Source organism: Pseudomonas sp. ANT_J28 (assembly GCF_008370005.1).
Classification (GTDB): Bacteria; Pseudomonadota; Gammaproteobacteria; order Pseudomonadales; family Pseudomonadaceae; genus Aquipseudomonas; species Aquipseudomonas frigoris.
On record NZ_VOBM01000004.1, the window covers coordinates 185,836 to 208,474 of the forward strand.

Sequence of the window (22,639 nt, forward strand, 5' to 3'; positions counted from 1 at the left end):
GCCAGTGTCATAGTGCGCAGCACCCTCGGTAAAATTAATCTTTCAGAAAACCGCCATAAGGAAAGCTACTGCCATGATGAATCTGATGCATTGGCGAATGGTGGTGGCGGTGGCTGACACGGGCAACATTACCCGGGCTGCCGAGCGGGTCGGCATGACCCAGTCCGGTGCCAGCCAGGCCTTGGCGTTGATTGAAGAAACTCTGGGCGTTCAGCTGTTCAGTCGGGAGAGTCGCCAGACCTTGCCGACGGCAATCGGCCTGTCTGTGATCGAACACGCGAGAACCATGCTCGGTGCCCTGGAAAATATCCGCACCTGCGTCGATGCCACCAAAGACATTCAGCGCGGGACGATTCGCCTAGCCAGTTTCCCCATGGTGCTGGCGACTTTCCTGCCGCCGCTGCTGCGTCAGTTCAACCGGCTTTATCCCGGCATTCAGGTGGTCGCGCTGGAGGTCAGCGACGATGAAGTGGAAACGCTGCTCGGTGCCGGGTTGGTGGATGTCGGCGTGGTATTGAACCCGGCGCCCGAGCGCAATGCCGGTCGCCTCGGACGTGATGCCTGGATGGCGGTGGTGCCCGGCGGCCATCCCTTGGCTCGCCGTTCGAATGAAGAAGGCATCTCCCTGGCGGAGTTGGCGGAGCAACCTTTTGTACTGGCCACGGGCGGTTGTTCGACCAACGCTCGCAGCCTGGCGAAGGATGCCGGGCTGCAACTGCGTGATGTGCGGGTCGAGGTCCGTGAATGGAGCAGTGCGTTCACCCTGGTGCGGGAAAACATCGGAGTGACGCTGGTGCCGGAGATGACACTGCCGAGCCAACTTCAGGGGCTGCGTGTGGTGCCGGTCAAACCGCGTATCGATCGAGAGTTTGCCTTGGTGGCCGCTGCGAAAAAGCCTCCCTCGGCGGCGGTGCAGGCGTTGATGGGCATGCTCGCTGAGAAATGACGCATACCGATGCTGAACCGATTTTGTCCTCAATACTGGCCGACTAGTGGCCTTGCTTACCTTCCTCGCCTGTCTATGCTGACTCGTAACTAACTATGTCGACCGCCATGTGAAGGCCGTCACACACGTTAAAAGCGTGCGCAACCCAAGGCACCGACTCTGAACAACACGGAGCTGTCCGGTCAATGGAATGTCTTATCAGAACGTTAGGGCTGGCCCGATTCCGGGCTATCAAGAGAAGGATGTCTTGATAAGAGCGTTGCTGCATGGACTCTCCGATTAAACATCATTGATCACCTGACCAAGTCCTTCCTGTGGAGGGGGGCGTGTGCCTGTTCCTTGGAACGTAGTGGTGGAGCTGTTGAAAGACCAAAGAACTTTCATCAAACAAAAGACCGCGCTGAAGGTGATACGACTATGTTTAACCGACGTCACAAGACCGACCTGCTGGAAATCGAACGATTCAGTTGCGCGCTGACCGAGGCTAACGCGAAGTTGGCCGCGGTCAGTCGCTCGATGGCAATGATTGAGTTCACTCCCGAAGGCATCGTGCTCGATGCCAACGACAACTTTTGCAGTGCCATGGGTTACAGCGTCGAAGAAGTGCGCGGAAAACATCACCGGATATTCTGCGATGAAGCGTTTTATCGAAGCGAAGCCTACGCCAAGTTGTGGCGTGACCTGGCCCGTGGCGAACCGGTGAGCGGGACCTTTTTACGCTTGAACAGGAGCGGCGAGGAGATCTGGCTTGAAGCCAGCTATATGCCGGTGTTCGGCGCTGATCGTCAGGTTCGGAGTGTGATCAAAGTCGCCACTGACATCTCCGCCAGGGTCTACAAGGAGCACGAAAACGAGAGCATGCTCGCGGCGATCGGTCGTTCCATGGCCGTGATCGAATTCACTCCGGATGGCAAGGTCATCACGGCCAACGACAACTTCTTGAAGACGATGCATTACTCGCTCAACGAAGTGGTTGGCCAGCACCACAGCCTGTTTTGTCATCGCGCCGAAGCCGAATCTCAGGCCTACAAAGCGTTCTGGGCCTCGCTCAATCGCGGCGAATATCACTCGCACCGTTTCGAGCGCAAAGATAAGCACGGTCATACGGTTTTCCTGGAGGCCTCCTACAACCCGCTGTTCGACACCAAGGGTCGATTGTACAAAGTGGTCAAGTTCGCCAGCGACATCACCGATCAGGTGACCACCCTGCAAACCGCCGCGGAGTCGGCCCACAGCACCTCGGTTCAAAACGACGCGTGTGCGCAGAAAGGTTCTCAGGTGGTGCAGCAAACGGTGCAGACCATCCAGGACATTTCCAAAGACTTGAACGAAGCGGCACTGAGCATTGATGCCGTCAGCAAACAGTCCGACATCATCGGCACCATCGTTCAGACCATTCGCGGCATTGCCGATCAGACCAACCTGCTGGCGCTCAACGCCGCGATTGAAGCGGCCCGGGCCGGGGAGCACGGGCGCGGGTTCGCGGTAGTCGCCGATGAAGTTCGCAGCCTTGCGGCACGAACGAGCCAGGCAACACTGGAGATCGTTGAAGTGGTGCGCAAGAACCACGATTTGTCATTGAGTGCGGTGTCGAGCATGCAGTCCAGTTTGAGTCGAACCGGGCTTGGAGTGGAACTGGCGAATGAGGCAGGAGCGGTGATTCTGGAGATTCAACAAGGGTCGCGGCATGTGGTGGATGCAATCAGTCAGTTCAACTCGACCTTGCAGATAAGTTGATAGGGGAACATTGAAAAGGGTCCCTCGAAGGGCAATGCCGATCAGTTAAGCCAAAACGCGATCCGTAGCAGCCGAACGCAGGCTTCGCCAGCTGCTACGGATTGTGTCGCCCGCGCTGTTAAAGCGAAGCGAGGAACTTGTCGACCACCTGGCTGCTGCCGTTTTCGCTGCTGCTGTTCTCTTTCTCGGCTTGCGCCAGTTTGATCTTGTCTTGCATGCGCTCGGCAATCTCTTTACCGATCGCCAGTTGTTTTTCCGGCGGCATGGCTTTTAAGTCATCTTCCGTCAGCCCCATCTCTTCCAGAATGCTGTCGCGCAACCGCTGTTCCGGTGTTTTGCTCATGTACTCCTTGAAGGCGTCCGTGGCTGTTTCAACATCGGCCGGTAGTTGGGCGGACGAGGCTTGCAGTCCCACGCGGGTTTTAGCGAACGCTTCATCAACGTAGTCGCTGATCCGGGTCGCTTCGCTGACCTGTTGCGTGGCGATTTGAGTGGCGGAGTCCTGGACCTGCTTAGTGGTCTGCGCGGTTTGCGCCTGCACATTGTTTTGCAGGGCTTGCGTCATGGCGGCTTGCAGGCCGCCCTGAAGTCCGGCGGCAGCGTCCGTGATCGGTTCGTCGCCGGGGCGCTTGGGGAGGGGCGCCACCAGGTTTTGTTTTGCACTGACCAACATGATGAAGAGACCTTGTAGGTATTTGCGGTGCAGTGTTTTCAGCAAATAGTATGCCTTGTTGATAAATATCAACAAAAACAACTAGTTGCGTCTTTGAAGCTCAGCAAATGACGAGGAATTTAGGCCAACCTTTGCCGCCGGACGGCAGAGGTCGACCGCACGGTGGATCAGCGATGGGCTTATGGCGCAATAGGGATATCGAACGTCTGAAACGCATCATCCACCGGCCGGTAACCCAACACCCGCATGGTTTCGCTGAGGTCCAGGCGCTTGAAGCGGTTGTTGGAAATGCCGTGGGCGATCAGGTGTTGCACGCCTTCGACCTCCACCGAACGCTGCAGCAATTGCACTGCATCGCGCGGGCTCAGCCAGGCGCTCAGGTCTCGGGCATTGGTCAGTTCATGACGGTCCGGGAATTCGAAAGCACCGATCCGTATCGCGATGGTCGAAAGGTTGCGTTTGGCAGCATAGAACGCACACAACGCTTCGCCATAACACTTGCTGACGCCATACAGATTGGCCGGCATGACCTGCATGCCCGGAGTGATCTGCCGGTCCACCGGATAGCCTTCGATGGTTTGCGCACTGCTGGCGAACACCAGTCGTTTGCAGCCAGCCGCCGCCGCGGCTTCGAACAGGTAAGTGGTGGCCAGAATGTTATTGGGCAGCAGCTCATTGAAAGTGGCAGTGGCGTGAGGAATGCCGGCCAGGTGCACGATGACGTCGATCCCTTGCAATACTTCGCCCATTGCCGCGGGGTCGGACAGGTCCAGGCTGACAAAACGGTGAGGCGCATCGACCGCAAAGTCGGGCTTCACGCGATCCGTCAGGACGAAGGTGTAGCGGTCTTTTGAGGCTTCGAAAAAGGTTTTGCCGATTCTGCCGCAGGCACCAGTCAGCAGTACGTTGAGTCCGTTCATGAGTCTCTCTTTTCAGGGTAGGAGCGTTGCGGGTTTGGCGTTATGGCAGGCCGTTGCAGCCATGTTTCAGGAACCCCGGGCGTTGTGCCAACCGTTGGAAATACTCGTCGATGGCGGGGTAGTCGGGACGCTCCATCGGTGTCATCAGCCAGCGGTTGACCGACAGCCCGATGACGATGTCCGCCAGTGTGAAGTGTGGCCCGGCGACATACGCTTTGGTGGCCGCGAGCTGATGCTCGAGGATGCCCATTTTCTGATTCCAGCCGTGTACACCGGCGGCAATGTGATGCGGGTCCTGGAACTCCGGATCTTTGCGTACCAACGCCGTGAACGCAAAGCTCCAGGAGGCATTGAGTTCAGTCGCTTGCCAATCCATCCACTGCTCCACCCGAGCGCGGGCCGCCGGTTCGTGGGGTAGCAGATCGGTATTGTGGTGTTTACCGGCCAGATAGCGGCAGATGGTGTTGGACTCCCACAGCACGCCGGCCTCATCGATGAGCACCGGCACCAGTGCGTTGGGATTGAGCCTGAGAAACTCCGGCGTGTGGGTCGAGGCATAACCGCCGCCCCAGTCTTCACGTTCGTAGGCAACACCCAGTTCCTCACAGGTCCACAGGACTTTTCTGACGTTAATGGACGAGGCTTTACCCAGAATCTTCAGTGCGTGTTCCATTGAGCTACTCCATTAGCGATTCGACGCTTCAGGAATCTAACAGACATTCAGCGTTTTCAAACCGGATCCGGAAGCGCCGAAGTTGGCAAACCAAACGTACGATCAAACAACCAGTTGAAGGCGAAGGTGTAACACGGGATGAAAATGATCAGCGCCGCGTCCAGCAGGAAGGCTTGCACCAGGCTGATGTTCATCCACCAGGCGATCAACGGGATGAGGAACACTATCAAGGTTAGTTGAAAACCCACGGCATGGGCGATGCGCCGTTTAACGGTGCGGGTTCGCGAAGGCTGACGACTTTCCCAGCGCTCGAACAGCGTGGTGTAGATGAAATTCCAGGTCACCGCGATGGTGGTGATGATCACTGCCAACGGGCCAGTGCTGCCGGGCGAGGTGCCGGACAACAAAGCCAGACCCAGGGCCGAGAAGGTCATGCCGATGACCTCGTAAAGCGACACGTAGACCAGTTTTCGTTTAACGCCTTGCATGGGGTTTTGCCTCTTCTTGCCAACTTGAAGCCAGGAGCACTGGCGAAGGCGACGAAAGATAGCTTCAATAGGGCTGACAGAAAAAGTCAGTAGCTTTCAGTTTTATTGATAGGACGATGGATGAATTTCAACAGTGACAGCATCGAGTTGTTCCTCGCAGTGATCGAGCGCGGCTCGTTTTCCGCTGCCGCCCGGGCGCTGGGTAAAGTGCCGTCGGCGGTGAGCATGGGCATCGCCAACCTGGAAGCCGAGCTCGGTTATCCATTGTTCGATCGCAGCCATCGCGAGCCGGTACCGACGGCGATGGCCAGCGCATTGGTGCCGCATGCGCGACTGATTGCCGAGCAGCTCAAACAGCTGCAAGTGCATGCGGTCGAGTTGTCGCTTGGGCTGGAAAGCAAGTTGTCGATCGGGGTGGTGGCGGACATCGACAAGGGCCGCGTGATGGCGGCGATCAAGGTCATCGCCGAGCGTCATCCGCTACTGGAGATCGAAGTGCTCAGCGCACCGCAGGATGATGTGCTGGCGATGCTCCACAGCGGCCGGGTCAGCGTTTGCCTGGCGTTCGCCGGGCTGAGCATGAACGTGCTGGAGCGGTTCCAGTTCGTCGGCAACGAACGGATGATCGCCACGCTGGCGGCAGACAATCCGTTGTTTCAGGGCAAGGATTTGTTTCTGGAAGACTTGGTCCACGTACGGCAAATCATCGTCGCCAGCCGCGACCTGCCGATCAGCGAAACCCGGCCGCTGGTGGCCGAGTCTTACTGGCGCACCGACACCTTGGCCATGGCGCTGGAAATGGTCGAGGCCGGATTGGGTTGGGGCAATTTTCCGCTGTCGGTGGTCCAGCCGTGGCTCGATGCTGGAAGGCTCAAACGCCTGAGCTTTCGTAACATCGAGAACGGGTTGGTGCTGCCGGTGCATGCGGTATGGCTCAAGAGCCAGCCATTGCAGAAAGGGGCGTTGGCGATTGTGGAGTTGATGGGGCGTTGATGATCGTTCCCACGCAGAGTGGTGGAAACGATCAACCAGCGTCAGGTGCTTTCGCGCACCTTCAACTCAAACCCCATGTCCTGCACCGGTTTGGCCACCGTGTTGCCAGCCATCAACGTCAACATCTGCTCCGCCGCGCGACGGCCAATCGCCTCGCGCGGGGTGCTGATGCTGCTCAGGCGCGGGACCATGTGGGCCGAGGCCGGCAGGTCGTTGAAGCCGAGGATCGCCACTTGTTCGGGGATCTTGATCCCGCAGCGCATGGCTTCGAGCAGTGCGCCCTGGGCCAGGTCGTCGTTGCCGAAAAAGATCGCGTCGACATCGGGACGAGTGGCAATCAGTTGCAGGAACAGTTCGCCACCAAGGCCGACGGAGGAAGCGCGAGGGGTCAGCACTTCCAGGTCCGGGTCATACAAACCGGCCTTTTGCAGGGCTTTGCGGAAACCTTCGCCGCGCAGCAACGTGCGTTGATCCAGTTGCGCGCCGATGTAGGCCAGACGCTTACGACCGCGTGACAGCAAATGCCCGGCCGCTGTCTCGCCGGCAGCGAGTTGCGAAAAACCCACGCAATTGAGCCCGGCTGCGCTGTCCAGTTCCATCATGTACACGCACGGAATGTTGCTGGCCTCGATCATCCGGCGCGAACTTTCGGTGCGGTCGAAACCGGTCAGCAGCAAACCGCGAGGCTGATACGCCATGTAGTTGCGCAGCAGGTTTTCTTCTTCATCACGTGAGTAATGGAAGTTCCCGATCAGCACCTCAAAGCCTTTGGGGCGCAAAACCTGATGAATGGCTTCCAGCGTGTCGATGAACAATAAGTTGGACAGCGACGGCACCAAAACCACCACCGAATGGCTCTGGGCCGAGGCTAACGCGCGAGCGGCAGGGTTGACCACGTAGTTGAGTTCAAGCGCCGCTTTCTGCACTTTTTCCACCAGTTCGGTGGCCACCGTGCTGACCCCGCGCAGGGCGCGAGAGGCAGTGATCGGGCTGACACCGGCCAGGCGTGCGACTTCGCTCAGGGTGGGGCGGCCAGTGGTGCGCGTATTTTTATCGTTTTTAGGGGAGATCATCGGACGGCTTGCCAAACAAAATTCGAGGCACTAAGGTAGCGCTGTCTCGACGCAGCTGCAAATGCGTGAGCGGGGTTTGCCTGATCCCCGTTTTTTGGCGTTGGGAACGAACATGCTGCAACCCACAAAAATGACAAGAAGGCGTCGGCAACTTCTGCTTTTGATTGGAGTGTCCTGTCTCATAAATACTGTTCATTTTTGACGGTGTCTGTTGCTGTCATGCTGCGTTACCGCTCCTCGCCATAGCCAGCTATGACTCGTCGCGGTGCCTTGCCTGACAACAACAGCCACTCGTCAAAAAGGAACGTATTTATGAGACAGGACACTAATGTCCTAACTGTCAAAGGTAGCGCTGTCTGCGCACTGAGGTGTTACATGAATCATCCCATCACCGCCCTGGTCATCATGGGCGTTGCCGGTTGCGGCAAGACTTGCGTCAGCGAGGCCTTGTGCCAACTCAGCGGCGCGACCGCCATTGAAGGCGACACTTTCCACCCTGCCGCCAATATCGAAAAGATGAGCGCGGGTATCCCCCTGAACGACGACGACCGTACCGGCTGGCTCGACAGCCTGTGCGATGAATTGCGCCGCATCGACGCCAAGGGCGAACGCCCGGTGCTGACCTGCTCGGCCCTCAAACACATTTACCGCGAACGTCTGCGCCGCGCCTTGCCGGGCCTGGGCTTCGTGTTCCTTGAGCTGACCCCGGAAGTCGCCGCTGATCGCGTCTCCCATCGGCCGGGCCACTTCATGCCATCAACGTTGATCGACAGTCAGTTCGCCACCCTCGAATCCCCCGTTGGCGAGCCCCTGACCCTGGCACTGGACGCGTCTAACCACAGCGTCGACCAATTGGCGAAGCAAGCTCATGACTGGTGGCAGGCTCATGGCCTGAAACACGCCGTATGAGTTTTGCCCGAAGAGATAGCGCTGTCCTGATGGCTTGCGAATTACCCGCTTTAATAACAACAACAACCAGGAGACACCCCTAATGTTTGGCATGTCCCACGAGACGTTCCTGCTGCTAGACGCAGTGGTCACGGTGATCGGGCTTATCGTCCTGATCACCAAGTTCAAGCTTCATCCGTTCATTGCCCTGATCATCGCCGCTGCCTTTCTCGGGCTGACCTCCGGCATGCCGATCGGCACCATCATCAAGGCGTTCCAGGACGGCTTCGGTGGGGTGCTCGGTTTCGTCGGGATCATCCTCGCGCTGGGCACGATGCTCGGCAAAATGATGGCGGAGTCGGGCGGGGCGGATCAGATTGCCCAAACCCTGATTCGCGCGTTCGGCAAGGACAAGGTGCAGTGGGCGATGATGTTCGCGGCCTTCCTGGTCGGCATTCCGCTGTTCTTCGAAATCGGCTTCGTGCTGCTGATCCCGCTGGTGTTCATCGTCGCCCGGCGTACCGGCGTGTCGATCATCAAGATCGGTATCCCGCTGCTGGCCGGTCTGTCCGCCGTGCACGGTCTGGTTCCGCCGCACCCGGGCCCGTTGCTGGCCATCGGTGTGTTCGGTGCCGACATTGGTAAAACCATTCTCTACGGCCTGATCGTTGCGCTGCCGACGGCCATCATCGCCGGCCCGATCTACGGCACGTTCATTGCCAAGTACATTCCGGGTCATCCTAACCAGGAACTGGTCGACCAACTGGCGCGCGAGCCAGAGGCAGTTGAGCTGCCGAGCTTCAGCATCACCCTGATCACCGTGTTGCTGCCGGTGTTCCTGATGTTGCTCAAGACCTTTGCTGACGTGGTCCTGCCGGACGGCAATTTCTTCCGCTCGTTCATGGACCTGATCGGTCACCCGATTTCGGCGCTGCTGCTGGCGTTGCTGCTGTCGCTGTACACCTTCGGGCACCGTCAGGGCATGGGCTCCAGCAAAATTCTCAAGTTGCTCGACGCGAGCCTTGCGCCGACCGCCGCGATCATTCTGATCATCGGTGCCGGTGGTGGCTTCAAGCAGATGCTGGTGACCAGCGGCGTGGGTGACGTGATCGGCCACATGGCGGTGAACGCACAGATCTCGCCGATCCTGCTGGCCTGGCTGGTAGCAGCGGTGATTCGTATCGCGACCGGTTCGGCAACCGTAGCCACCATTACCGGCGCGGGCATCGTGGTGCCGGTGGTGGGGATGATTCCAGGTGTGAACCGTGAGCTGCTGGTGTTGGCCACCGGTGCCGGTTCGTTGATCCTGTCTCACGTGAACGATGCGGGTTTCTGGCTGGTGAAGCAGTACTTCAACATGACCGTGGCGGAAACCTTCAAGACCTGGACTGCGATGGAAACCATCCTGTCCGTGGTGGGTCTGGGCTTTATCCTGCTGTTGTCGCTGTTCGTCTAAGTCACTGACACCGCAAAACCAAATGTGGGAGCGGGCTTGCTCGCGAAGGGGCCGTGTCAGACAACATCAATGTTGACTGACACACCGCATTCGCGAGCAAGCCCGCTCCCACAGTGTTATGTGCAGGGCGTCAAGATTTGCTAATTAGCCCATCCGCCCGGAACATCCCGCGAATCCCGCGTATGGCCTGACGAATCCGATCCTGGTTTTCGATCAGCGCGAAGCGCACGTGGTCATCTCCATACTCCCCAAACCCTACACCCGGCGAGACGCAAACCTTGGCTTCGGCCAGCAGTTTCTTGGCGAACTCCAGCGAGCCCAGGTGCGCATAAGCCTCTGGAATCTTCGCCCAGACATACATCGACGCTTTTGGATTCTCGACCATCCAGCCCAGTTCATGCAGGCCTTTGACCAGCACGTTGCGACGCTGCCGGTACTGCTCGGCGATGTCTTTGACGCACTGCTGATCGCCTTCCAGCGCCGCAATCGCCGCGACCTGCAGCGGGGTGAACGTGCCGTAGTCGTGATAACTCTTGATCCGCGCCAGGGCGTTGACCAGTTCGGCATTGCCGACCATGAAACCGATGCGCCAACCCGCCATGTTGTAGCTCTTGGACAGGGTGAAAAACTCCACCGCGATGTCCTTGGCGCCCGGCACTTGCATGATCGACGGGGCTTTCCAGCCGTCGTAGACGATGTCGGCGTAGGCCAGGTCGTGCACCACCAAAACGTCGTACTGCTTGGCGAGGGCGATCACTCGCTCGAAGAAGTCCAGCTCCACGCACTGGGCAGTGGGATTCGACGGGAAGCCGAGGATCATCATTTTCGGTTTCGGAATCGAGCCGCGAATGGCGCTTTCCAGTTCGGCGAAGAAGTCCACGCCCGGAATCAATGGCACCGAACGCACCTGAGCGCCGGCAATCACCGCGCCGTAGATGTGAATCGGGTAGCTCGGGTTCGGCACCAGAACGGTGTCGCCCTGGTCGAGGGTAGCCAGCATCAAATGCGCCAGGCCTTCCTTGGAACCGATGGTGACGATGGCTTCGCTTTCCGGGTCGATGTCGACCTCGTAGCGATCCTTGTACCAATTGGAAATCGCCCGGCGCAGACGCGGAATGCCCTTGGACGTCGAGTAGCCGTGAGTGTCTTCGCGCTGGGCGACGGTGACGAGTTTTTCGACGATGTGCGGCGGTGTCGGGCCGTCGGGGTTGCCCATGCTGAAGTCGATGATGTCTTCGCCACGACGACGGGCGGCCATCTTCAGCTCGGCAGTGATGTTGAATACGTAAGGGGGGAGTCGATCTATGCGCGCAAAGCGGCGCGGCGAACCTGGGTTGGCCATTGTTGCCTCGGGTAACGTGAGCGCCCGGAACCGTCCGAGCGACGCTGGTCACTGCGGTGACCTGTGGCGGAATGTAAGGGCTGATGTGGCAAACTGTCCAGCGACTATGTAAACAAATTTGTCCGAAGGAAATCGGTTGATGGAATTTACCAGTGGCTTCTTGCTGAGCCTTTCGCTGTGCCTGGACATCGGCGTGGCCAACATCGCGATGATCACGTTGGCGATGCAGCGTGGCTATTTTCAAGGCTTCGCGCTGGGTTTGGGGACGTGTGTGGGCGACCTGATCTACGCCGTGCTGGCCTTGGCCGGGATGACCGTTTTGCTGCAATACGAAAGCGTGCGCTGGGTGCTGTGGATCGGAGGTTCGGCGCTGTTGTTGTACTTCGCGGCGAAGATGATCTATTCGGCGATTCACCATGAGGCGGTACTGGCGCAGGCCGAAGACGTGGGTCAGAACTCCCATCGGCGCGAGTTTTTCCGCGGGATCTTCCTCGCCATGTCGTCACCTAGCGCCATTCTCTGGTTCGCGGCGGTGGGCGGCACATTGATCGCTCGTTCCGGCGGCGGTGGCGCCCTCAGTTCGGTGTTGTTTCTTGGCGGATTTCTCTGCGCCGGGGTGCTCTGGTGCGTTGCGTTGTGCTTCGCCGCGAGTCACGGAGGCAAGTTGCTGGGCGACAAACTGCTGCGTTACTCCTATATGGCATCGGCGGCGATCTTCTGCTATTTCGCGGTCTACGTGATCCTATCGGGGTATACCGAGTTCGTCGGCGCAGGTGCTGTCGAGCAGCTGCATGCTCTGTAACTGGGCGAATTCGGTTTGGGTTCTATACTCCCAGCCGAACCCACTTTTTTGTTCCAGGAGTTGAGTCATGGATGAGCAAACAGGCGTCGAAACGGCCAAGCCACGCTTCGAGCACGGGCACTTCCTGCTCATTGCAGGGCTTGGCGGACGATTTACCACGGATACGACCAGCGGCATCCCTGCTCTCTGGGAGAAATTCATTCCCGAGATTGGCAAAATTCCCGGTCAAAAAAACGAAGTGACCTACGGCATCTGTTGCAATCCGGATGGCAAGGGCGGCTTCGAATACATTGCCGGCGTTGAAATCAGCAAGCTCGACGACCTGCCCGAGAAATACCGTTGGGTTGAGGTCCAGCCTCAGCACTATGCAGTGTTCGAGCACAAAGGCTCTCTCGATCAGTTGCCCCAGACCTTCCAATACATCTGGAAAACCTGGCTGCCACAGTCCGGTTATCAGGCGGCGGACGCGCCGGAATTCGAACGCTATAGCGAAGACTTCAACCCGAAGCTCAACACCGGCGTGCTGGAAATCTGGCTGCCGCTCAAGGCGTAATGACTGGATCGAGAGGCGGATCGGCGATTCGCCTCTCGATGTCGTGGTGGCGCTGATTTATGATCCCCAGCCTTTCCATCGCTGATCCCGAGCTGCCATGAACACCGTCATCCGCCACGTCACGCCTGCTGATCTGGACCGCTGCTACGCCATCGAAACGGTTGCCTACGAAGGCGACGAAGCCGCGACCCGCGAGAAAATCGCCACCCGCATCGCCACCTGGCCCGAAGGTTTCATCGTGGCCGAAGTCGATGGCGTTGTAGCCGGTTTCATCAATTCCGGTGCGGCGTTTCAGGTCGAGATGTCGGACGAGGCGTTCAAGGAACTGATCGGCCACGACCCGGCCGGCCCGCACGTGGTCATCATGTCGGTGGTGGTGCACCCGGATTTTCAGGGGCAGGGCCTGGCGAAACAGTTGATGGGCGAATTCATCGAGCGGATGCGCGCGCTGGGCAAGACCCACATCCATCTGATGTGCAAGGAGCGGCATATTCCGCTGTATGCCGGGTTCGGCTTTGCTTACATCAAGCCTTCAGCGTCTGACCATGGCGGGATGGCTTGGCATGAGATGGAGTTGGAGTTGTGATCGAGTCTTACGAGAAACGTAAGCGGCGAGATGAGACCATCGCGCTGATCAGACTGCTTTCGTTCTCTTCACGCGACAAGGAGCAGGGAAAGCTGATCTCTGGTGATATGTTGCTGGAAAAACTGGCGAAGCGACGTCAATTGCTGCAATACGATAACGATGGCTGAGGCCTTCAAAGTAGAGTTCGTGAGTACTGCATAACAGGAGGCTATTTCACTGAAGCGCTATGCGACGCAGAAGTAACTTTCGACTACAGCCTATTGCTCCGATATCTCCCAAGGGTTGCCTCAAGGCAACCCTTTTTCGTGTTCGATCAGTAAAGGTTGTCCCGCACTCTGGCCGGCGCTTCCCGGTCATATGTCTCGGCATCGAACTGCCCATCGTTCAAACGCTTGTGAAAGGCTCGCCGTCGGCAGGGGAGCGCATTCGACGTGCTTTTGCGGGTTCCATAAATCCGAACGAACGATGGCATTGGAGCAGTGGAAGTATGCCGCTTCCACCGTCACCAGCTTCGGCCTCGTTCAAAAAAGCGATCTGCTTGCGTACGGCGCGGTCGTGAGGTTGGCCGTAGAGGGCTTCCAGTTCTTCGATACTGTTGAGCATAACCACCTCAGAAAATCAGACCCATGCGCCGTTCGTAACCGATCCGGCCCCTGTAGGCTTCGCCGCTGTCGACCCAGCCGAATTTTGCGTAAAGCGCGATGGCCGATGCGTTATCCGCATCCACCGACAACTCCAGCCCCTTTATTTCCGGAAACGCCTGACGCGCAACGTCGGGCAGGGCTTGCAGACAGGCCTTGCCATAGCCTTTGCCCTGAGCCCGATGATCGACTTGCAGTGCGTGAAGGGTGGCGCTGTGTTCATCGGCCCACGCCGGCAATACGGGCGGGCGTTTGAGCAGCAGAAAGGCCACGGGAACATCCTCGACCAGTAGCGCAAATCCTTTGACGCCGGGGCCGGGTTTGGACAGCAAGGTGTGCAACGCACCGTGAATGTCGCCGCAGAACCTGATTTGTTCTTTGTGAACTTCAATGGCCTCGACCTGCTGGCGCTGGAGCGCGTTCAGGCTGTCGTAAGGCACGAGTCGGGCTGTCACTGGAGTGTCCTTTTTCCAACATAAATGTGTTTCGAATTCTAACGAGTTTGCGTTCCTGGACTATTTTTATTTCCGCTGTCGATTTGTCTTTTCGCCAGACGACTAAAGGTGTCTTCACCACAAAAACCACGGAGAACCACCATGAACGCTACCCACGAAATCCAGACCCTGATCGACACCTATCGTCAGGCGGTCATCGCCAAGGATGTCGAGAAACTCATGCCCCTGTATGCCGAGGACATCGTCTCCTACGATGCGGTGAAGGCCCTGCAATTTCGCGGCAAGGCGGCCTACCGCGCGCATTGGCAGGAATGCATGGAAATGTGCCAGGGCGCGCACAAGTTTGATTTCGACCATATGAACATCGTGGCGGACGAGCATATCGCCTTCGCCCATTGGCTGGCCCATTGCGGCGGCACCAACGAGAAGGGCGAAACCCAGGCCTGCTGGATGCGCGTGACCGCCTGCTATCGGCGCGACGATGGACAATGGCGCATCGTCCACGAACACTGGTCGGCCCCGTTCGACATGATGAGCGGCACGGTGCTGTTCAACCTGGAGCCGTGAGCGTCGTGCTGATTCGCCGGGAATGTCGCGAAAGCGTCAATCTACAGCCATAGTTGATCCGTTCGATTCAGGAGAGCCCCATGAAGTATTTATGCCTGGTCTACAGCAACGAGCACGAGTTGCACTCGCTGCCCGAAAGCCCGAATGACGCTGAATGCATGGCCTATGCCGAGGCGATCCAGGGCAGCGGCCGAATGGTCGCCGCCGAGGCGCTGGAATCGGTGCAGACCGCGACCACGGTGCGGATGCGCAACGGGAAAATGTCGATCACCGACGGCCCGTTCGCCGAAACCAAGGAGCAATTGGCCGGCTTCTACCTGATCGATGCCAAAGACCTCAATGAAGCCATCCAGGTCGCCGGCAACATCCCGGCGGCCCGGGTCGGCTGTGTCGAGGTGCGTCCCGTTCGTCAGTTGAATCCCGGCGCCTGATGTCGGCCGAGTCGGTACGGGCGCAGGTCGAGCAGGTTTACCGCGAAGACTCGCGGCGGATTCTGGCGACCCTGATCCGTTTGCTCGGAGATTTCGACCTCGCCGAAGAGGCCTTGCACGAGGCGTTTTTCGTCGCGGTCGAACGCTGGCAGCGTGACGGTGTGCCGGACAATCCGCGTACCTGGCTTGTGTCCACGGGGCGTTTCAAGGCCATTGATGTATTGCGTCGGCGCGCACGTTTTATCGCGTCGCAACCGATGTTGATCGCTCAACTGGAGGCGCTGGAGCAGGCCGACTGGAGTGACGAAGACGTGGAAGACGATCGCCTGCGCCTGATCTTCACCTGTTGTCACCCGGCACTCGCGGCGAACGCCCAGGTGCCGTTGACGCTGCGCGAAGTCTGCGACCTGACCACGGAAGAAATCGCCCGGGCCTTTCTGTCGGCGCCAGCGACCATCGCCCAGCGCATCGTGCGTGCCAAGGCCAAAATCCGTGACGCAAAAATACCTTATCAAGTGCCGACGTTGGCGGAATTGCCCGAGCGCCTGGACAGCGTGTTGCGGGTGATTTACCTGGTGTTCAACGAAGGCTATTCCGCGTCCATCGGCGCGGAACTGACCCGTGAGGATTTGACCCGCGAAGCGATTCGGCTCGGTCGTTTGTTGATGGATTTGCTGCCCGAGCCCGAAGTGATGGGGCTTCTGGCGCTGATGCTGCTGCACGAGTCCCGACGCCCGGCCCGGACATCGGCGAGCGGAGAGTTGATCGTGCTGGATGAACAGGACCGTTCGTTGTGGGACGCCGAGATGATCGCCGAAGGTTGCGCACTGGTGGAGCGTGCACTGACAACCCGGCGCTTCGGGCCTTATTGCCTGCAAGCGGCGATTGCGGCGTCGCATGCCGAAGCGCCCACGGCGGCGGAAACGGACTGGCTGGAGATTGTGGGTCTGTATGACGTACTGTTGCGGGCGGCGCCTTCGCCAGTGATCGAATTGAACCGTGCGGCGGCGATCTCCAAACGGGATGGGCCGTTGGCGGGGCTGACGTTGATTGAAGGGATCCTGGCGCGGGGTAATTTGCTGGATTACCACTTGGCTCACGCGGCGCGGGCGGAGTTTTGTCGGCAGTTGGGAAGGGGTGATGAGGCGCGGGCGGCTTATGAGCGGGCGCTGGAGTTGACGCAGCAAGTGCCGGAGCGGCGGTTTATCGAGGCCCGGTTGCGGGAGCTGAAGTGATGTGATCTTGCGGTCCTCTTCGCGAGCAAGCTCGCTCCCACAGGTTTAGCGCAAATCCTGTGGGAGCGGGCTTGCTCGCGAATGGCAGCACCGCTATTCCAGCATCTTGCTCAATAACCAACTCCCCGCCGGCCCTGGCGGATGCAGCCGCGACCACAGTGCATCGACGAACACCGGTTTCGGCCAGCCGCGCACGTCCAGTTCCTGCAACGTCCCTGGCCCAAATCGCTCCACCAGCCACCGGGGCAAAGGGACCCAGCCGAATCCGCCCTGGGCCATTTCCAGCAGCATCAGATAACTCGGCGCCGACCAGACGCGCCCCTTCGCACGGCTTTCATACGGATTGACGATCGTCGCCAGACGCAACTCCCGGTGTTGTTGCAACACGTCTTGATTGATGTGGCTCAGCGCCGCCAACGGATGCTCGCGGGACACGAACAGGGCAATCTCGGTCCGTTCTTCCACGGTCGAGCTGACCAGGTCCGGCGGGTAACTGTCTTGTTTTTCGGCGAAGGCCACATGCGCCCGACCCCGTTGCACCAAGGCCACCAAGTCATCGCACTCGGCGATCAGGCATTCAAGTTCCAGATCCGGATAACGCTGCTCGAAGGCGCTGAGCGCGGCTTCGAATCGGTCGGACTGATACGTGTCGGAAATCGCCACGGTCAGCTTCGGCTCGACCCCTTGGGACAGTTGGCTGGCGGTCATTTCCAGTCGACTGGTGGCGGCCAGAATGTCCTCGGCCCGTTGCAGCATCACGTGCCCGGCCGGGGTCAGGCTCGGTTTGCGGCTGCTGCGGTCGAACAGAGTCAGGTTCACGTCGATTTCAAGGCTGGCCACGGCGGCGCTGATGGTCGACTGACTGCGGCCCAATTTGCGCGCCGCGGCGGAAAACGAGCCTTGAGTCGCTGCCTGAACGAAAGCCTGCAACACTTCTTGAGAGGCCATGAACTATCGCCTTGATCGATGGTTATTGGTTATGAAGTATCGGTGTGAAGAAGGATCATGGCAACCACAGTCACTCAGAGGAGTCTGGCCATGAGCGCCAACAAATCCATCACTGAACGTATTTTCCAGGCCATCGGTTTCGAATTGCTGGCCATTTTGATCTGTACGCCGCTGCTGGCGTGGATCATGGACAAACCGATGCTCGAGATGGGCGTTGTCACTCTTGTTATCGCCGCCCTTGCTCTGGCCTGGATCGTGGTCTTCAACGGCCTGTTCGACCGTGCGCTCAAACACTACGACATCGTGCACAACGCGTGGGTACGTGTTGTCCATGCGCTGTTGTTCGAAGGCGGTCTGGTCGCGGTGGGTGTGCCGTTGATTGCCTGGTGGTTGAAGGTGAGCCTGGGGCAAGCGTTTCTGCTGGACATCGGCGTGTTGCTGTTTTTTCTGCCGTACACCTACGTCTACCACTGGGTGTATGACGTGGTGCGCGAGCGGGTGGTGATGCGCCAGGCTGTCTCGGGATAAAAGCAAAAGATCTCGATGGCGTTTACAAAAACATCCCGCCCGACGCCTCTACGCGCTGGCCGTTGATCCACTGACTGCCCGGCGCCAGCAGCAATGCAATCGCAGCACCGATGTCATCCGGCTGACCAACGCGCCCCAACGCGGTGTTGCCGGCGACATAGCTGTTCACGTCGCTGTTATCACGCACCGTGCCGCCGCCGAAATCGGTTTCGATCGCCCCGGGCGCCAGGGTGTTCACGGAAATACCGCGTGCACCGAGTTCTTTGGCCTGATAACGCGTCAGCACTTCCATCGCGCCTTTCATCGCCGCGTAAGCGCCGTAACCCGGCAAGCTGAAGCGGGTCAGACCGCTGGAAACGTTGAGGATACGGCCACCGTCAGCCATCAGCGGCAGCAGGTTCTGGGTGAGGAAGAACGGCCCCTTCAGATGGATGTTCATCAGTAAATCGAACTGGGCGACGGTGGTGTCAACGAAGGTCGCATTCAGGCCGATGCCGGCGTTGTTGAGCAAAAAGTCGAAGTGCTCGCGATCAAAACGGCTGCGCAATACATCGGCGACCTGCGTGGCGAAATCTGCGAAGCCTTCACTCTGACCAACGTCCAATTGCAGCATGACGGCGCGACCGCCGAGGCTTTCGATTTCTGTGACCAGTGCTTTAGCCTCATCGGCGCGGCTGTTGTAAGTACCAATAACGTCGATGCCTTGGGCTGCCAGATGCAGGGCTGCGTTTTTGCCGAGGCCGCGGCTGGCGCCGGTGATCAGTGCGATTTTACGGTTCATGGGACTTCCTCAAGGAGCAGTGGGTGATGACGTGGAGGAAGTGTATTTATCCGTCCTGAAGTGATAAACAGGCTTAAATCGGAATCACTGGTCGGTTAATCCGAGCAATAAAGGTCGGCCCATGAACAAGCTGGAACTGCTGCGTACCTTCGTTCGCGTCACCGAGATGTCGAGTTTTACCCTTGCCGGTGAAAGCCTGGGTTTGCCCAGGTCCACCGTGTCCGAGCACGTCCAGGCCCTAGAAATGCTGGTCGGCACGCGGTTACTGCAACGCACCACGCGCAAGGTTCAGGCGACTCAGGACGGCCTGGTGTTGTACGAGCGCAGCAAGGACTTGCTGTCGCAAATGGACGAAATCGAAGGGTTGTTCCGCCAGGACGAAGCGTCGCTCGTTGGGCGGATTCGCATCGACATGCCGAACATTCTGGCCCGTCGGGTGGTGATGCCGCGTCTGCCCGAGTTCTTGGCTCAGCACCCCAATCTCGAGCTGGAAATCAGCAGCACCGACCGCCGGGTCGATTTGCTCAGCGAAGGGTTTGATTGCGTGGTGCGAGTCGGCGCGCAGCCGGATCAATCGGTGGTCGCGCGTCATTTGTGCGATTTCACCATGGTCAACTGCGCCAGCCCCGAGTATCTGCAGCGTTATGGCGTGCCTGAACGGCTCGAAGACCTGACGCAGCATCGGCTGGTCCATTACGTCGGCGTATTGGGTTCGCGGTCGGAGGGCTTTGTGTACGAGCAAGAGGGCAAGCTCCATCGAGTGCCGATGGCGGGCAGCGTCACGGTCAACAGCACCGATTGTTACGAGTCGGCGTGTCTGGGCGGTTTTGGTTTGATTCAGGCGCCGTTGATGGGCATGCAGCCCCACCTGCTCAGTGGCGAGTTGGTGGCGGTGCTGCCGCAATTCAATGCGCCATCCATGGAGGTTTCGCTGCTCTACGCCCGGCAACGGCATCTGCCGTTGCGGGTGAGAGCGTTCATGGATTGGTTGGGGCAGGTGATCCGATCAACCACCTGACCTTAGAACAGCTTGGTGAACAACCAATACAAACTGCCCGACAACAGAATCGCCGCCGGCAAGGTCAGCACCCAGGCCATCAGCAGGTTGCGGATGGTCTTCATCTGCAAACCGCCGCCGTTGGCGACCATGGTCCCGGCCACGCCCGAGGACAATACGTGAGTGGTTGAGACCGGCAGGCCGAATATGTCCGCCGCGCCAATGGTCAGCATCGCAACGGTTTCCGCCAAGGCGCCTTGCGCATAAGTCAGGTGGGTCTTGCCGATCTTCTCGCCGACCGTCACCACGATACGTTTCCAGCCGACCAGGGTGCCCAGCCCCAGAGCGATGGCCACCGCGATTTTCACCCACAGCGGAATGAACCGCGTGGCGTTGTCGATCTGCTGCTTGAACAGTTGCAGCTTGCCGGTGGTGTCGGCATCGAAGTTGCCGACCTTGTTTTTATCCATCAGGCGAATGGTTTCGCTGGTCAGGTACATGTCGTTACGCACGTTGCCCATGGCCTCGGCCGGGACTTTCGAGAGCGAGCCGTAGCCCTTCACTTCGTTCCCGATATTGCCGGTCAACGCGGCGAGGGCGGGGATCAGTTGCGGCGTGGCTTCCTTGCTGCGCACGTATTCGGACAGCACCGGACGCGGGTTGGTCGGCGCTGGCAGCGGAGCACTTTTGACCAGCGCTTGCTGGGTGACTTCGGCCACGGCGGCAAACTGCAGCGCCTGGTCCGCCGGCATGGTGCGGTTCAGTGCGTAAGCCATCGGCAGCGTGCCGACCAGAATCAGCATGATCAGGCCCATGCCTTTCTGGCCATCGTTGGAACCGTGGGCGAAGGACACGCCGGTGCAAGTCAGGATCAACAGGCCGCGAATCCACCACGGTGGCGGAGTGTCGCCCTTCGGTGCTTTATACAGCGCACGATTCTTGACGAAAGCACGCAAGGCCAACAGCAACAGTGCAGCAAACGCGAAGCCGATCAGCGGCGACAGCAATAGCGCGTAACCGACTTTGGTTGCCTGCGCCCAGTCCACACCGCTGGTGCCGTCGCGACCGTGCATCAGGGCATTGGCCACGCCGACACCGATGATCGAGCCAATCAGGGTGTGCGACGACGAGGCAGGCAAGCCCAGCCACCACGTGCCGAGGTTCCACAGGATCGCGGCGATCAACAGGGCGAAGATCATCGCGAAACCGGCGGAGGAACCGACCTGCAGAATCAGCTCCACCGGCAGCAGGGCGATGATGCCGAACGCCACCGCGCCGCTGGACAACAGCACCCCGAGGAAGTTGAAGAACCCGGACCAGGCCACCGCGAAATTCGGCGGCAAGGAGTTCGTATAAATCACCGTGGCCACGGCGTTGGCGGTGTCGTGGAAACCGTTGACGAACTCAAAACCGAGGGCAATCAGCAGCGCCACGCCTAACAGCAGAAACGGCGTCCAGGTGGTCACCACGGTGCCGAGTTCGTTCATGTCGTGCATCAGGCTGTAGGCGGTGAACAACAGCCCGCTGCCCAGCACCGCGAAGAAAATCACGATGGTCAGCAGGCCGGGCTTTTTATCGAGTTGCGGTTTGGCGCTACTGGCGGGCGCTTGGGCGGCGGTGAAGGAAGGAGTAGCCATGACGGACAATCCTGAGGAGAGAAGGAATGTCGCCCATGATCGTTGCTGAATATTACAGAGAGGCTGCGCTGGGTCAGTGTTTGGGTTTTTTAAAGGCAGAATCAAAAGATCTTAATAATCCTGACGCTTACGAAACGCCCAACGCCCGGCGATCACGGTAAACGTCGCGACCAAGGCCACCAGAATCCAGAACCCTTCCGGGTCGCCGGAAAGCGGCACCCCACCGACGTTCATGCCAAAGAACCCGGCGATGATGTTGATCGGCAACGCCAGCACCGTCACCACGGTCAGGGTGAACAATGTGCGGTTGCTCTGTTCGTTGAGGTTGGCGGCGATTTCTTCCTGCAACAGCTTGATCCGTTCGCCGAGCGCCGTGAGGTCGTTAATGATCAGCGCGAACTCCTCGGTGGACTTGCGCAGCTCCTTGACGTCTTCCTTCTGCAACCACTGCGGCGGGCGATTGAGCAGGCGCAGCAACGAGCCCGGTTCCAGCGCCAACAAGCGTTGCAGGCGCACCAGCACCCGTCGGTTGGCACCCAGCTCAGCCCGATTGGTCGACAGTCGCGAGGACAGCAACTCATCTTCGATCTGATCGACACTGAGGCTGGTCTTGCGCACGATCTGGGTCAGCACTTCGCCCTGATCGCGCAGCAGATGCACCAGCAATTCCAGCGGCGAGCGAAAGCATTCTCCGGCCTTCACCGACGAGCGCAGCTTGTCCACCGAGTGCAGCGGTTGCAGCCGTGCGCTGATGATCAGCCGACTGCGGGCGCAGACCCACAGCGTCGAGACATCCGAGGAGACCATGCTGCTGAGGTTGAACACCACGTCGTTGACCACCGCCAGCAACGCCGAATCCACATGCTCGATGCGCGTCGAACGGGAGCCCTCATGCAGCGCTTCGAAAAATTCGTCGGGCAACTCCAGATGGCTTTTCATCCAGCGCTCGCATGCGGCGTGGGCCAGGTTGAGGTGCAGCCAGAGAAATTCGTCGTTGTCGCCGGGTTGTTGCAGGCACTGCAAGGCCTTGGCCGAATCGAGCTCGCGACCGCGCTCGCCGGGGCGAAAACTGAAACCGTACAGCAGACCGAACAGGTCCGTGTCGCGATGACTTTGGTCGATGCTGTGGTTCATGAGGTCTCGCAAAGGGGCGCTATTGCTCTATGTAATTGGATGGACTCGCCCAAGCCGAGGCGTCAATGCGCCACGGTGGCAGTCTAAACAGCCAACGACAGCGAGGGCGAGTCCATGAAAAATCATAGTTCGATTGATCAATCCCTGTCTTCTTC

At 59.0% G+C, this 22,639-nt stretch carries 24 protein-coding genes and 3 pseudogenes; 15 read left to right on the forward strand and 12 right to left on the reverse strand.

Annotation, left to right across the window (positions count from 1 at the left end; genetic code table 11):
• Positions 1–73 precede the first annotated feature (73 nt).
• The 3 genes and pseudogenes from FQ187_RS04050 to FQ187_RS30825 form a co-directional block, all read left to right on the forward strand.
• The gene (locus FQ187_RS04050) at positions 74–946 is read left to right on the forward strand and encodes a LysR family transcriptional regulator (RefSeq protein WP_149628491.1); all 873 of its coding nucleotides are present in this window, start codon (positions 74–76) and stop codon (positions 944–946) included.
• Positions 947–1,468: 522 nt separating this feature from the next.
• Positions 1,469–2,140: pseudogene (locus tag FQ187_RS30820) on the forward strand (PAS domain-containing protein); the annotation flags it as partial.
• A gap of 111 nt (positions 2,141–2,251) precedes the next feature.
• A pseudogene (locus tag FQ187_RS30825) lies at positions 2,252–2,683 on the forward strand (methyl-accepting chemotaxis protein); the annotation flags it as partial.
• Between the two features lie 118 nt (positions 2,684–2,801).
• On the opposite strand, the gene FQ187_RS04060 reads toward FQ187_RS30825, so the two are convergent.
• The 4 genes from FQ187_RS04060 to FQ187_RS04075 all read right to left on the reverse strand — a co-directional run bounded on the left by FQ187_RS04060 (position 2,802) and on the right by FQ187_RS04075 (position 5,437).
• Entirely contained in the window at positions 2,802–3,356 is a 555-nt protein-coding gene (locus FQ187_RS04060; RefSeq protein WP_149628493.1) for a hypothetical protein, read from the reverse strand.
• A gap of 179 nt (positions 3,357–3,535) precedes the next feature.
• A complete protein-coding gene (locus tag FQ187_RS04065; RefSeq protein ID WP_149628494.1) occupies positions 3,536–4,276 on the reverse strand; it encodes an NAD(P)-dependent oxidoreductase in 741 nt (246 codons plus the stop codon).
• Between the two features lie 40 nt (positions 4,277–4,316).
• Positions 4,317–4,949, reverse strand: coding sequence for a glutathione S-transferase family protein (locus FQ187_RS04070; RefSeq protein WP_149628495.1), 633 nt, complete (start codon positions 4,947–4,949; stop codon positions 4,317–4,319).
• A 56-nt stretch (positions 4,950–5,005) separates the two neighbouring features.
• Positions 5,006–5,437, reverse strand: coding sequence for a PACE efflux transporter (locus FQ187_RS04075; protein WP_149628496.1), 432 nt, complete (start codon positions 5,435–5,437; stop codon positions 5,006–5,008).
• Between the two features lie 120 nt (positions 5,438–5,557).
• Here FQ187_RS04075 and FQ187_RS04080 point away from each other — a divergent pair, with 120 nt between their 5' ends.
• Complete coding sequence (locus FQ187_RS04080; protein WP_149628497.1) at positions 5,558–6,430, forward strand: LysR family transcriptional regulator; 873 nt, start codon at positions 5,558–5,560, stop codon at positions 6,428–6,430.
• Between the two features lie 41 nt (positions 6,431–6,471).
• Here FQ187_RS04080 and FQ187_RS04085 read toward each other — a convergent pair whose 3' ends face one another.
• On the reverse strand, positions 6,472–7,503 hold the full coding sequence (locus tag FQ187_RS04085) for a LacI family DNA-binding transcriptional regulator (RefSeq protein ID WP_149628498.1): 1,032 nt from the start codon (positions 7,501–7,503) through the stop codon (positions 6,472–6,474).
• Between the two features lie 375 nt (positions 7,504–7,878).
• On the opposite strand from FQ187_RS04085, the gene FQ187_RS04090 reads away from it, so the two are divergent.
• Complete coding sequence (locus FQ187_RS04090) at positions 7,879–8,412, forward strand: gluconokinase (protein WP_149628499.1); 534 nt, start codon at positions 7,879–7,881, stop codon at positions 8,410–8,412.
• Between the two features lie 82 nt (positions 8,413–8,494).
• Positions 8,495–9,847: a GntP family permease gene (locus tag FQ187_RS04095; protein WP_149628500.1), complete on the forward strand. Its 1,353-nt coding sequence runs from the start codon at positions 8,495–8,497 to the stop codon at positions 9,845–9,847.
• A 130-nt stretch (positions 9,848–9,977) separates the two neighbouring features.
• On the opposite strand, the gene alaC is transcribed toward FQ187_RS04095, so the two are convergent.
• Positions 9,978–11,189: an alanine transaminase gene (gene alaC / locus FQ187_RS04105; protein WP_008151144.1), complete on the reverse strand. Its 1,212-nt coding sequence runs from the start codon at positions 11,187–11,189 to the stop codon at positions 9,978–9,980.
• Positions 11,190–11,328: 139 nt separating this feature from the next.
• On the opposite strand from alaC, the gene FQ187_RS04110 reads away from it, so the two are divergent.
• The 4 genes from FQ187_RS04110 to FQ187_RS04125 all read left to right on the forward strand — a co-directional run bounded on the left by FQ187_RS04110 (position 11,329) and on the right by FQ187_RS04125 (position 13,297).
• Positions 11,329–11,991 carry a LysE family translocator gene (locus tag FQ187_RS04110; protein WP_149628501.1) on the forward strand — a complete coding sequence of 221 codons (663 nt, stop codon included), beginning with the start codon at positions 11,329–11,331 and terminating at the stop codon, positions 11,989–11,991.
• 67 nt (positions 11,992–12,058) lie between these two features.
• Positions 12,059–12,544 carry a GyrI-like domain-containing protein gene (locus tag FQ187_RS04115; RefSeq protein WP_149628502.1) on the forward strand — a complete coding sequence of 162 codons (486 nt, stop codon included), beginning with the start codon at positions 12,059–12,061 and terminating at the stop codon, positions 12,542–12,544.
• 97 nt (positions 12,545–12,641) lie between these two features.
• Positions 12,642–13,130: a GNAT family N-acetyltransferase gene (locus FQ187_RS04120; RefSeq protein ID WP_149628503.1), complete on the forward strand. Its 489-nt coding sequence runs from the start codon at positions 12,642–12,644 to the stop codon at positions 13,128–13,130.
• Positions 13,127–13,297, forward strand: coding sequence for a prevent-host-death protein (locus tag FQ187_RS04125; protein WP_149628504.1), 171 nt, complete (start codon positions 13,127–13,129; stop codon positions 13,295–13,297). The genes FQ187_RS04120 and FQ187_RS04125 overlap by 4 nt, the downstream gene beginning before the upstream one ends.
• Positions 13,298–13,443: 146 nt before the next feature.
• Here the strand turns inward: FQ187_RS04125 and FQ187_RS04130 are convergent.
• Positions 13,444–13,639: pseudogene (locus FQ187_RS04130) on the reverse strand (pyridoxamine 5'-phosphate oxidase family protein); the annotation flags it as partial.
• A gap of 101 nt (positions 13,640–13,740) precedes the next feature.
• The gene (locus FQ187_RS04135; RefSeq protein WP_149628505.1) at positions 13,741–14,226 is read right to left on the reverse strand and encodes an N-acetyltransferase; all 486 of its coding nucleotides are present in this window, start codon (positions 14,224–14,226) and stop codon (positions 13,741–13,743) included.
• Between the two features lie 141 nt (positions 14,227–14,367).
• Here FQ187_RS04135 and FQ187_RS04140 point away from each other — a divergent pair, with 141 nt between their 5' ends.
• The 3 genes from FQ187_RS04140 to FQ187_RS04150 all read left to right on the forward strand — a co-directional run bounded on the left by FQ187_RS04140 (position 14,368) and on the right by FQ187_RS04150 (position 16,459).
• Positions 14,368–14,793, forward strand: coding sequence for an SgcJ/EcaC family oxidoreductase (locus tag FQ187_RS04140; RefSeq protein ID WP_008151160.1), 426 nt, complete (start codon positions 14,368–14,370; stop codon positions 14,791–14,793).
• An 80-nt stretch (positions 14,794–14,873) separates the two neighbouring features.
• Positions 14,874–15,224, forward strand: a complete 351-nt coding sequence (locus tag FQ187_RS04145; protein ID WP_008151161.1) for a YciI family protein — start codon at positions 14,874–14,876, stop codon at positions 15,222–15,224.
• Positions 15,224–16,459, forward strand: a complete 1,236-nt coding sequence (locus tag FQ187_RS04150; RefSeq protein ID WP_149628506.1) for an RNA polymerase sigma factor — start codon at positions 15,224–15,226, stop codon at positions 16,457–16,459. Before FQ187_RS04145 ends, FQ187_RS04150 begins: the two co-directional genes overlap by 1 nt.
• 93 nt (positions 16,460–16,552) lie before the next feature.
• Here the strand turns inward: FQ187_RS04150 and FQ187_RS04155 are convergent, their stop codons facing one another.
• Positions 16,553–17,407: a LysR family transcriptional regulator gene (locus FQ187_RS04155; protein WP_149628507.1), complete on the reverse strand. Its 855-nt coding sequence runs from the start codon at positions 17,405–17,407 to the stop codon at positions 16,553–16,555.
• 90 nt (positions 17,408–17,497) lie between these two features.
• Here FQ187_RS04155 and FQ187_RS04160 point away from each other — a divergent pair, with 90 nt between their 5' ends.
• Positions 17,498–17,935 (forward strand): multidrug/biocide efflux PACE transporter, encoded by a 438-nt coding sequence (locus FQ187_RS04160; RefSeq protein ID WP_149628508.1) that lies wholly within the window; start codon positions 17,498–17,500, stop codon positions 17,933–17,935.
• Between the two features lie 22 nt (positions 17,936–17,957).
• On the opposite strand, the gene FQ187_RS04165 is transcribed toward FQ187_RS04160, so the two are convergent.
• Positions 17,958–18,716, reverse strand: a complete 759-nt coding sequence (locus FQ187_RS04165; RefSeq protein WP_149628509.1) for an SDR family NAD(P)-dependent oxidoreductase — start codon at positions 18,714–18,716, stop codon at positions 17,958–17,960.
• Positions 18,717–18,837: 121 nt separating this feature from the next.
• Between FQ187_RS04165 and FQ187_RS04170 the strand changes: the two genes are divergently transcribed.
• The gene (locus FQ187_RS04170) at positions 18,838–19,734 is read left to right on the forward strand and encodes a LysR family transcriptional regulator (RefSeq protein WP_149628510.1); all 897 of its coding nucleotides are present in this window, start codon (positions 18,838–18,840) and stop codon (positions 19,732–19,734) included.
• Positions 19,735–19,736: 2 nt separating this feature from the next.
• On the opposite strand, the gene FQ187_RS04175 is transcribed toward FQ187_RS04170, so the two are convergent.
• Both FQ187_RS04175 and FQ187_RS04180 read right to left on the reverse strand, forming a co-directional pair.
• The gene (locus tag FQ187_RS04175; protein ID WP_149628511.1) at positions 19,737–21,350 is read right to left on the reverse strand and encodes an inorganic phosphate transporter; all 1,614 of its coding nucleotides are present in this window, start codon (positions 21,348–21,350) and stop codon (positions 19,737–19,739) included.
• A 111-nt stretch (positions 21,351–21,461) separates the two neighbouring features.
• Complete coding sequence (locus FQ187_RS04180; protein WP_149628512.1) at positions 21,462–22,484, reverse strand: transporter; 1,023 nt, start codon at positions 22,482–22,484, stop codon at positions 21,462–21,464.
• Positions 22,485–22,639: the final 155 nt, after the last annotated feature.